Annotated in this window: 8 protein-coding genes; 6 read left to right on the top strand and 2 right to left on the bottom strand. The window is 70.0% G+C overall.

Annotation, left to right across the window (positions count from 1 at the left end):
* Positions 1-218 precede the first annotated feature (218 nt).
* Genes BOSE127_RS11235 through BOSE127_RS11260 form a run of 6 tightly spaced genes read left to right on the top strand, consistent with a single transcriptional unit; the run spans position 219 to position 7768 of the window.
* The gene (locus tag BOSE127_RS11235; RefSeq protein WP_228499456.1) at positions 219-1955 is read left to right on the top strand and encodes an ABC transporter substrate-binding protein; all 1737 of its coding nucleotides are present in this window, start codon (positions 219-221) and stop codon (positions 1953-1955) included.
* Positions 1952-2932, top strand: coding sequence for an ABC transporter permease (locus BOSE127_RS11240; RefSeq protein ID WP_017886395.1), 981 nt, complete (start codon positions 1952-1954; stop codon positions 2930-2932). The genes BOSE127_RS11235 and BOSE127_RS11240 overlap by 4 nt, the downstream gene beginning before the upstream one ends.
* A complete protein-coding gene (locus BOSE127_RS11245) occupies positions 2929-3876 on the top strand; it encodes an ABC transporter permease (protein WP_017886394.1) in 948 nt (315 codons plus the stop codon). The genes BOSE127_RS11240 and BOSE127_RS11245 overlap by 4 nt, the downstream gene beginning before the upstream one ends.
* A complete protein-coding gene (locus BOSE127_RS11250) occupies positions 3873-5678 on the top strand; it encodes an ABC transporter ATP-binding protein (RefSeq protein ID WP_017886393.1) in 1806 nt (601 codons plus the stop codon). Before BOSE127_RS11245 ends, BOSE127_RS11250 begins: the two co-directional genes overlap by 4 nt.
* Entirely contained in the window at positions 5675-6547 is an 873-nt protein-coding gene (locus BOSE127_RS11255; protein ID WP_071250596.1) for an alpha/beta fold hydrolase, read from the top strand. Before BOSE127_RS11250 ends, BOSE127_RS11255 begins: the two co-directional genes overlap by 4 nt.
* Positions 6548-6571: 24 nt before the next feature.
* Complete coding sequence (locus BOSE127_RS11260) at positions 6572-7768, top strand: family 1 glycosylhydrolase (protein ID WP_139179649.1); 1197 nt, start codon at positions 6572-6574, stop codon at positions 7766-7768.
* 106 nt (positions 7769-7874) lie between these two features.
* Here the strand turns inward: BOSE127_RS11260 and BOSE127_RS11265 are convergent, their stop codons facing one another.
* Together BOSE127_RS11265 and BOSE127_RS11270 are read right to left on the bottom strand one after the other, a co-directional pair.
* Positions 7875-9062 (bottom strand): ankyrin repeat domain-containing protein, encoded by a 1188-nt coding sequence (locus BOSE127_RS11265; RefSeq protein WP_139179648.1) that lies wholly within the window; start codon positions 9060-9062, stop codon positions 7875-7877.
* A 9-nt stretch (positions 9063-9071) separates the two neighbouring features.
* Positions 9072-10139, bottom strand: a complete 1068-nt coding sequence (locus BOSE127_RS11270) for an acyltransferase family protein (protein WP_071250591.1) — start codon at positions 10137-10139, stop codon at positions 9072-9074.
* Positions 10140-10334 lie beyond the last annotated feature (195 nt).

Genomic DNA, 10334 nt, shown 5'->3' on the forward strand with positions numbered 1-10334 from the left:
TCGCGAGGTCGCAAGGTCGCACCGTGCGGCGTTGCGCATCCCGTGCGACCTTCCGCGCCCCGTGCGAGCCCGTAGCAGTGCACGGAGCGGGCAACCTCGCACCAGTCGGCGCACCTCGCACCGTGCGCCGCCCCGCGAAACAACACCTGCGGTTGCACGCCACGATGTAAGCGCATACATTGAGCACGTACCGAATCGACATGGAGGTCGACCGAGCAATGACGCTTCCCCCACAGCGCACGCGCGGCACGCGTGACCCAGGCCCACGCCGCCGAGGCCGCCTCGTCGCGGCCATCGCCGGCCTCGCCGCAGTGGCCCTCGTGGCCACCGGCTGCAGCATCCAGGTCCGATCCGAACCCGATCCCACCATCGGCAAGGACACGATGCTCATCAACGCGGACCGCGGCAACCCGCTGTTCGACCGCAACTTCAACCCGTACATCGCGAACGCCCGCACGGCCTCCAAGTGGATGTACGAGCCCCTCATCGAGGTGAACCCCCTCGACGGCAAGCGCAACCCGTGGCTCGCCAGCGCGTGGAGCCAGCCCGACGCGAAGACCATCGACATGACGATCCGCTCGGGTGTCGAGTGGTCCGACGGTTCGTCCTTCAGCGCGAAGGACGTCGTCTTCACCTTCGACCTGCTCAAGAAGTTCCCCGCCATGGACGTCAAGGGCGCCTGGCAGCACATCAAGAGCATCGAGCAGGACGGTGACCACGTCGTCTTCCACCTCAAGAGCGAGGACGTCCCGAGCCTGACGATCATCGGCCAGACGTACATCCTGGGCGAGGACCACTGGGGCGGCGTGAAGGACCCGACGACCTGGCGTGACCCGAACCCCGTCGGCACCGGGCCGTTCGTGCTCGGCAACTACACCGACCAGCAGTACTCGATGAACAAGAACCCGAAGTACTGGCAGGCCGACAAGATCGCCATCAAGCACCTCATCCTGCCGGCGACGAACACCCAGCTCGACACCGTCACCCGCGGCTACGACTGGGCGTACTCGTTCATCTCCGACGTCAAGGGCACCTGGGGTGCCGCGTCGAAGACGAACGAGTGGTGGTTCCCGGCCGGCGGTGTGATCGGCCTCATCCCGAACCTCACGAAGGCGCCGTACAGCGACGTCAACGTCCGCCGGGGCATCTCGCTCGCGCTGGACCGTGACGCCATCGCCGAGACCGCGTCCGAGGGCAACCTGTCGGCGGCGGGCCAGACCGGCCTGATCCTGCCGAACCAGGAGCGCTACCTCAACCCGGACATCCCCGACAAGGGCATGATCACCCAGGACACGAAGGCGGCGCTCGCGAGCTTCGAGAAGTCCGGCTACTCGGTGCAGGGCGGCAAGGTCGTCAAGGACGGCAAGCAGCTCGCGATCACGATCATGACCGCGAACGGCTACTCCGACTGGCTCCGCGCCGCGCAGGAGGTCCGCCGCGAACTCACCGCCATCGGCATCAAGGTGACGATCCAGGCGCCGCAGCCCGCCGGCTACCAGCAGAACATCAACAACGGCGAGTTCGACATGGCGATGGGCGGCATGGGCAACGGTGACGTCTACCAGGCGTTCAACTCCCTGCTCAGCACCGAGTTCTACCAGCCGGTCGGCAAGTCGACCGTCAACAACTACGAGCGCTACAAGAACGCCGACACCCAGAAGCTCCTCGACGAGTACAAGGCGACGACGGACACCGCGAAGCAGCAGGAGATCCTCGACCAGCTGCAGCAGACCGTGTACGACGAGCTCCCCGTCATCGGCATGTACTACGGCGGGCTCTGGGGCCTGTTCAACACCGGCAAGTTCGTCGGCTGGCCGAGTGCGAAGGACCCCTACATGGCACCGCAGAACTACGACTCGGCACCGCTGCTCATCTTCACGAAGCTCCGGCTGCGCGACAGCGCCGCCGGCAAGCAGATCCTGCAGGAGCAGAAGGCGCAGGAGGACCAGAAGTGAAGTACATCCTCCAGAAACTCGTCCTCTTCGTCCTGACCCTCTGGGCCGCGGTGACGCTGAACTTCGTGCTCCCGCGCCTGATGCCCGGCAGCCCGGCCGACGCCGCACTCGCGAAGCTCAGCCAGAACGGTCCGGTCACCGACGCCACCAAGAAGGCCATCGAGGCCCAGCTCGGGGTACCGACCGGCAACCTGTGGGACCAGTACGTCAGCTACCTGCACCAGGTCATCACCCTCGACTTCGGGACGAGCTACACCTTCTACCCGCAGCCCGTCGGCGACCTCGTGTCGAAGGCCCTGCCGTACACGCTGATCCTCGTCGGGGTCGTCACGATCCTGGCGTTCGTCCTCGGCACCCTGATCGGTGTCGCGGCAGCGTGGAAGCGCGGTACCTGGCTCGACTCGCTCCCGACCCTGTCCGGCAGCTTCATGTCGACGTTCCCGTACTTCTGGACCGCCCTGCTGCTGCTGTTCTTCCTCGGCTACGTGCTGCACTGGTTCCCGACCACGGGTGCCTACTCGGCCACGACGACGCCCGGCCTGAACGGTGCCTTCTTCGGCGACGCCCTGCAACACGCGGTGCTGCCGGCGGTCACGATCCTGGTGACGAGCCTCGGCGGCTGGATCATCGGCATGCGCAACGCGATGATCAACACCCTCGGTGACGACTACGTGACCTTCGCCGAGGCCAACGGCCTCCGCGGACGCACCGTCGCCATCCGCTACGCGGCCCGCAACGCGATCCTGCCGAACCTGACCGGCTTCGGTCTGGCGCTCGGTGGCGTGGTCGGCGGTTCCGTCCTGGTCGAGCAGGTCTTCGGCTACCCGGGCATCGGCTACCTGCTGTTCAACGCCGTGATCGGGCAGGACTACCCGCTCATGCAGGCCCTCTTCCTGATGATCACCGTGTCGGTGCTCATCGCCAACTTCATCGTGGACGTCATGTACGGCGTTCTGGACCCGAGGACGCGTCGATGACCAACGCAACCGTGTCGGTGCGCACACAAGAGAACGCACCCAACGAAGAACAGCAGGCGCCGAGCAAGCTCCGCGCCGCCGCCCGCCAGTTCGGCGTCGTCTGGTCGAACAAGAAGGCCCGGATCGGCATCATCATCCTCGGCGTCTTCGTGTTCGTGGCGGTCTTCGCCCCGCTCCTGGCCCCGTACGGCGCCAGCCAGAACGGCTTCGCCCGGTCCGCCGACGCGACGCCCGACCACTGGATGGGCACCACCGCCGCCGGCGAGGACGTCCTGTCCCAGATCATCTACGGCGCTCGCATCTCGGTCATGGTCGGCGCGGTCGCGGGCATCCTGTCCACGCTCGTCGCCGTCGCGATCGGCCTCAGCTGGGGCTACGTCCGCGGCTGGATCGCCGAGGTCATCGGGTTCATCGTGAACCTGTTCCTCGTCATCCCGGGTCTGCCCCTGATGATCGTCATCGCCGCCTACCTGCAGAACGGCGGCATCGCGGTGATCATCGCGGTCATCGTCGTGACCGGTTGGGCGTGGGGTGCGCGTGTGCTCCGTTCGCAGACGCAGTCGCTGCGCGGTCGGGACTTCGTCACCGCCGCCCAGTTCTCCGGTGAGGGCGCGACCCGCATCGTGTTCCGCGAGATCCTGCCGAACATGACGAGCCTGATCGTCGGCAGCTTCTTCGGGGCCGCCACCAGCGCCATCCTCGCCGAGGCGGGCCTCGAGTTCCTCGGACTCGGCGACTCGTCGATCGTCAGCTGGGGCACGATCCTCTACTGGGCGCAGAACTCGAACGCGCTCCTCACGGGGCAGTGGATCCTGCTCTTCGCGCCGGGTCTCTGCATCGCCTTGCTGGCGATGAGCCTCACCCTGATCAACTTCGGCGTCGACGCCGTGTCCAACCCGCGGCTGCGCGACGGCGCACGGCCCCGTAAGGAGAAGCGCGCATGAGCGGCTTGCCAGAAACGCACCCGGCAGACGGCCTGGAGGCGCCCACCGGCGCCGCCACGGGCCTCCAGTCCGACGCCCGTCACGACCAAGGCGACGCCTCCGTCCTGCTCGACGTCCGCGACCTGTCGGTCGTCTACGAATCGGCCGGTCAGAGCGCCGTCCAGGCCGTCGACCACGTGTCGTTCCAGCTACAGAAGGGCGAGTTCGTCGGCCTGGTCGGCGAGTCCGGTTCGGGCAAGTCGACGCTCGGCTACGCGCTGACCCGGCTGCAGAAGCCGCCGGCGCGCACGAACGGCGGCAGCATCGTCTTCGCGGGCAAGGACATCCGCGACCTCGACGACGAAGCCCTGCGCCAGCAGCGGCAGGGCGGCTTCGCCATGGTGCTGCAGTCCGGCATGAACGCGCTCAACCCGGTGCGCACGATCCGGAACCACTTCATCGACGTCTTCAGGGCGCACGGCCACGTGTCGCGCGACCGCTGGGACGCCCGGATGAAGGAGCTCATCGAGAAGGTGAAGCTGCCGACCTCGATGCTCGCCCGGTTCCCCGGGGAGCTCTCCGGCGGTATGCGGCAGCGCGTGTCCATCGCCCTGGCGCTCTCGCTCGAGCCGCAGCTCATGGTGTTCGACGAGCCGACGACGGCGCTCGACGTGCTCGTGCAGCACGCCGTGATGGACACGATCATCGAGCTGCAGCGCACCGAGGGCTTCACGGCGATCCTGATCAGCCACGACCTCGGCATCGTCCTCGAGGCCACCGAGCGCGTCCTCGTGATGCACGAGGGCCGCATCGTCGAGGACGGCGGCTCCCGCGAGATCCTCCGCGACCCGCAGGACGAGTACACGCAGATGCTCCTGTCGCACTACGCCGACCCCCGCGCCGAGGTGGTGTCGCTGCCGGGCTTCCCGGACCGCTCGCTCCGCGCCGAGGCCGGCGAGAAGCGCCAGGAGACGACCTCGTCGTTCAGCACCGTCGGGTCCCGCGAGCGCAGCGCTGCCCGCAACCCGATCGTCGTAGACCACATCGTGAAGACCTACCCGGCGCCCCGCCGCGGTGAGCAGCCGGTGCAGGCCGTGCGCGACGTGTCGTTCACCCTCGAACCCGGGCAGTCGCTCGCCCTGGTCGGCCAGTCCGGTTCGGGCAAGTCGACCATCGCGAAGCTGCTCACCGGGGTCGAGAAGCCGACCACCGGCACGGTCCGGTTCGGTGACCTCGACGTCGCCCGCCTCGGCAAGCGCGGCCTGCGGGACCTGCGTTCCGAGGTGCAGATGGTGTTCCAGGACCCGTACTCGGCGCTCAACCCGCTGCACACGGTGGAGTACACGCTGTCCCGGCCGATCGCGAACTACACCGGGCTGACCGGCCGCGATGCCCGGCGCCGGGTGCTCGAGCTGCTCGAGACGGTGGGGCTCACCCCGGTCGAGCAGTTCGCCCAGAAGCTCCCGCACCAGCTCTCCGGCGGGCAGCGGCAGCGCGTGGTGATCGCCCGGGCACTCGCGAGCGACCCGCAGGTGATCATCGCCGACGAGCCGGTGTCGATGCTCGACGTGACGCTGCGTGCCGGGGTGCTCGCACTGCTCGAGGACCTCCGCGAGCAGTGGGGCGTCTCGCTCCTCTACATCACGCACGACCTGCTGAGCGCGCGGCTCATCACGGACGACATCATGGTGCTCCACGAGGGCGCCGTGGTCGAGCGGGGTCACACGGCCCAGGTGCTGCAGGACCCGCAGGACCCGTACACGATCGCCCTCCTCGACGCCGTGCCGAACCCGCGCCGCACGCTCTCGGAAGGACGACCATGACCACCCTGCACGACTTCCCGACGGTCCCGCCGTTCGGGCACCTGCCCACCCCGGACGGCGTCGACGTCGTCGGGATCGACGTCCCGGTCGGGCGGCTCACGGCCTACCGGATCGTGCCCGAGGGGGTGTCGAAGGGCACCGTGCTCATCGTCCCCGGGTACACCGGCTCGAAGGAGGACTGGCGCACGTTCCTGCCCGTCCTCCGCGACGCCGGGTGGACCGCCGTCGCGATCAGCCGGCGTGGGCAGGCCGACTCGGCCGCGCCGACCGAGCCGCGGGACTACTCCCTCGACGAAGAAGCGGCCGACGTCGTCCGGGTCGCGCGCCTGCTCGACGACGGCGCCCCCGTGCACCTGGTCGGGCACTCGCTCGGTGGTGTGATCGTCCGGGCGGCCGCGCTGCAGGACCCGACGGCGTTCCGCGACGTCGTGCAGTTCTGCTCCGGCCCGCACGGGTGGCCGTACCGCAAGGTCGCCGAGCTGACGATCCTGCACGACACCGGGGGGAACCTCCGGCAGCTGTTCGACTCGACGAACCCGCTCTGGGCGTACCGGCCCGACGAGGAGCTGCCCGACGACGTCCGGATGGTGCGCGACCGCTTCGACGCGACGAGCCCGCTCAGCGTCGTCGCCGGTGGCCACATCCTCGAGGACCACACCGACGCCTCCGACGCCCTGCGCGCCACGGGCCTGCCGGTCCTCGTCGCCCACGGCGAGTGGGACAACGCCTGGCCGATCCCGTGGCAGCGGGCGATGGCCGAGCAGACCGGCGCCGAGTACGTCGTCATCCCCGCGAGCTACCACGGCCCCCAGGTCGAGAATCCGCTCGGGACGGTCGCCGTCTTCGACGCCTTCCTGAGCCAGCACTGACTCGAACACGCACTGAAAGGCACCATCATCTCCACGCTGCAGTTCCCCGACGGCTTCCTCTGGGGCGCCGCCACCGCCGCCCACCAGATCGAGGGCAACAACGTCAACAGCAACTGGTGGGTGCACGAGCACGAGCCGGACACCACCATCGTCGAGCCCTCGGGTGACGCGGCGGACAGCTACCACCGGTACCGCGAGGACATCCGCATGGCCGCCGAGCTCGGGTTGAACTCGTACCGGTTCAGCATCGAGTGGGCCCGCATCGAGCCCGAGCGCGGGTTCGTCAGCCGCGCCGAGGTCGACCACTACCGCCGCATGGTCGACGCCTGCCACGAGTTCGGCATCGAGCCGATCGTCACCCTCATGCACTTCACCGTGCCGCGCTGGTTCGAACGCGACGGCTTCTGGCGCGCCCCCGATGCCGCCGACCTGTTCGCCCGCTACACCGAGGCCGCGCTCCCCGTGGTGCAGGACGGCGTCCGCTACGTCTGCACGATCAACGAGCCGAACATCGCGGCCATGCTCGCCGGCGGCGAGGACGCGGCCAACCTGGTGGCCTTCGGCCTGCCGAACCCGGACCTGGGCGTCGCCGACGCCCTGCTGGCCAGCCACAAGCGGTCGCGCGAGGTCCTGTCACAGGTGTCGGGCCTCCGGTCGGGGTGGACCATCGCGACGCAGGCGTTCAAGTCCAACGGTGAGCCGGGCGCGGACACGATGCTCCGCGAGTACGGGTACCCGCGCGACGACTGGTACCTCGAGAACGCCGCCGGCGACGACTTCCTGGGCGTGCAGGCCTACACGCGCACGTTCATCGGTCCGGACGGGCCCCTGCCCGTGTCCGACGACGTCGAGACGACCCTCACCGGCTGGGAGTTCTACCCCGAAGCCTCGGCCGACGGGCTCCGCAGCGCGTGGGAGCTCTCCGGCGGCGTCCCGCTGATGATCACCGAGAACGGCATCGCCACCGCCGACGACAGCCGTCGGCAGGCGTACACGCAGGGCGCCCTCGAGGGCATCCACCGCTGCATCGAGGACGGCATCGAGGTCCTCGGCTACCAGCACTGGTCGCTCCTCGACAACTACGAGTGGGCGTCGGGCTTCCGGCCGACGTTCGGGCTGGTCGCGTGGGACCGTGAGACCTTCGAGCGCACGCCGAAGGACTCCGCCCGCTGGTACGGGCGCGTCGCGCAGGCGAACGCCGTCGAGCAGGTCACCGTCTAGGACGGTCGACCCGCGAGCGCGCGGCGGACGGGAGGCCCTGCTCCCGTCCGCCGCGCTTCGTCACGTCCGGCGCGGGTCGGCCCACGGGCCGTGGTGCGGACGGCGCTCAGGCAGCGGCGAGCAGGTCGGCCACCGCCGTCGCGCGGAGCAACTCCGCGCGGTCGGCAGCGGTCGAGCCCTCGTCGTCCACGGCATCGCGGTCGACGCCCTGCGCCAGCACCGCACGGACGGTCTCGACGTCGCCGGAGTCGACGGCCGCGATCAGCAGCGTCGCGCCCCGTGAGCCGCGCGCCGCGGTGTCCGCACCCGCGGCGGCGAGGGCACGCACGATCGCGGCGTGCCCGCCCCACGCGGCGCGGATGATCGGGGTGTTGCCGTCGCCGTCACGGGCCTCCAGGTCGGCACCCGCTGCCACCAGCACGTCGACCGCCCGTCGCGCGTCGCGGTCGATCGCCAGCGTCAGCGGTGTGCGCCCCTCGGTGTCCTCGAGCTGCAGGGTCGCACCGCGGCGCAGGAGCTCCTCGAGCATCTCGGGGTGGTCGAACCACGCGGCGGCGTGCAGCGGGGCGAAGCCCCATCGGGGGTCGACGTCGTCGACGTCGCTCGCGTCGTCGGCCAGGTGCAGCCCGCCGAGGTCGCCGTAGGCCGCGGCCCGGACCACCTCGGTCGTCCACTCCACCCAGCCGTCCGGCACCGGGCCGTGCCAGCCGCGTGCCGGGCGCGACTCCAGGCCGGAGTACACGGACTCGGCGACGCTCCGGATCGCCACGCGGACACCACGGAACCGGATCGCGACCTCGCCGACGGGGGAGATCAGCAGCCGGAGTTCCCAGGCGTCGTGCTCGTTCAGGTACTCGAGCTCGCCCCGGGCGACGTGCGCGTCACCGGCGAGCAGCGCTGCGGGATCGACCCCGGGCGGGTCGATGACGGCATCCCGGAGCCGGAGCGACACCCTGGCGTGGTTCCAGCGGCGCCACAGGCCGCTCGGGGTGTCGAGGACCTCGTCGTTGCGGACCACGATGTCCGCGTGCACGACGACCGGGTCGGGCACACCGTGGCCCGGCAGGTCGACGGGGGTCGTCACGTCGTCCTCGTCGGCGTCCGGATCGACGACGGCGTCGGCGGACTCCACGATCCAGCGTTCGATCCGCGAGTCGGTCCACTTGACCGTCAGGAGCGCGGCGACCGTGGGAGGGGCGTCCTCGAGCAACCGGGTCACGTGTTCGCGCTGGCCGTCGAAGTCCTCGAGGGAGACGTAGCCAACGGAGGGCCAGTTCACTCGACTCCATCGCACGGGACGACACTACCCGGCGGGTAGCCGGTGCCTCGCGGCGCGTGGGGTCCGTGGTGGTGCGGTCCGACGACGCTGGAGCCGCCGGATCACCGGACGGTCGACCGCGAACCACACCACGACCGAGGCGGCCACGGCGGCGACCGGTGCGGCGATGCCCGCGACGATCGGCGCTGCGGGGGCGGAGACGACCGCGGCGACCACGGCCACCGTCGCCGGTGCGAGGATCGGGTGCGTCAGGTACAGCGCGTACGAGGCATCGCCCAGCGTCCGCCCGACGGTGCCGGTGCACCGACGCAGGAGCGGCTCACCCACCACCGTCGTCGCCAGCGCCGCGGCCGCGAGCGGCAACAGCAGCAGGCTCGGCACGGACGCGCCCGCGACGGTGCCCACCACGAGCCAGATCGCGGTGATCGCCGCGGTCCGGAGCAGTGCCAGCCGGGTGCGGCGGTCGAGCGCCCACCGGCCGATCACCATGCCGACCAGGAAGCACAACACGATGCGGTTCGCGTGGAACTGCCAGGTCGGCCACCCGTCCGGCCCGCGGAACGCCGAGGCGACCGCGAGCCCGACGAAGACGACGGACGCCAGCCGCAGGGGGTCAGAGCGGGTGGCGAGCGCGATCGTGACGACCACGTAGAACAGCAGCTCGAACGACAGCGTCCAGGTGACCGTGAAGAACGGCTCGACCACGCCGTTCGGGCCGCGGCCGGGCAGGAACAGGTACGACGACACGATGTACGTCGGTGACGTGGCCGCGCGTTCCAGGGCCTGCGGGGCCACCAGCAGCGTGACGAGCTTGATCGTCATCACCGCCCACGCGAGCGGCAGGATGCGGACCAGCCGACGGCGGAGGAACCCGCGCCAGGTCGGCCTCGGGGTCCGCTGTGTCACGAGCACCGCGACGAACCCGCTGATCGCGAAGAACACCGTCACCCCGACCTGGCCGACGGGGATGTCGACCAGGGGTGTGCCGAGACGGGCGTGCAGGTACGTCGGCAGGTGCGAGAACACGACGAGGAGCGCGGCGACGAACCGCAGCACCTGGACGCCGGTGAAGGTCGGTCGTTCGGCTGGCATCGAGCAACTGTGGGCGGGCGGGTTCGCCGATCGCCAGCAGTTCGCACTCCGAGTTCCGTGTTTCGCAGCGTGGTCGAGCCGATCGCATCGCATCGCAGGTGCCGTGCATTCCGATTGCTCGCCAGCACCCGTCCGTGCTGTCGATGATGGCCCGATGGAACACGTCGGGCCCTCCGTTGGCCGCCCCGCCCCCCG

This window comes from Curtobacterium sp. 8I-2 (genome assembly GCF_902506155.1).
Classification (GTDB): Bacteria; Actinomycetota; Actinomycetes; order Actinomycetales; family Microbacteriaceae; genus Curtobacterium; species Curtobacterium poinsettiae.

Coding starts and splice junctions, on each gene's coding strand:
- BOSE127_RS11235 (WP_228499456.1), top strand. CDS start 219: ATGACGCTTCCCCCACAGCGCACGCGCGGCACGCGTGACCCAGGCCCA.
- BOSE127_RS11245 (WP_017886394.1), top strand. CDS start 2,929: ATGACCAACGCAACCGTGTCGGTGCGCACACAAGAGAACGCACCCAAC.
- BOSE127_RS11250 (WP_017886393.1), top strand. CDS start 3,873: ATGAGCGGCTTGCCAGAAACGCACCCGGCAGACGGCCTGGAGGCGCCC.
- BOSE127_RS11255 (WP_071250596.1), top strand. CDS start 5,675: ATGACCACCCTGCACGACTTCCCGACGGTCCCGCCGTTCGGGCACCTG.
- BOSE127_RS11270 (WP_071250591.1), bottom strand. CDS start 10,139: ATGCCAGCCGAACGACCGACCTTCACCGGCGTCCAGGTGCTGCGGTTC.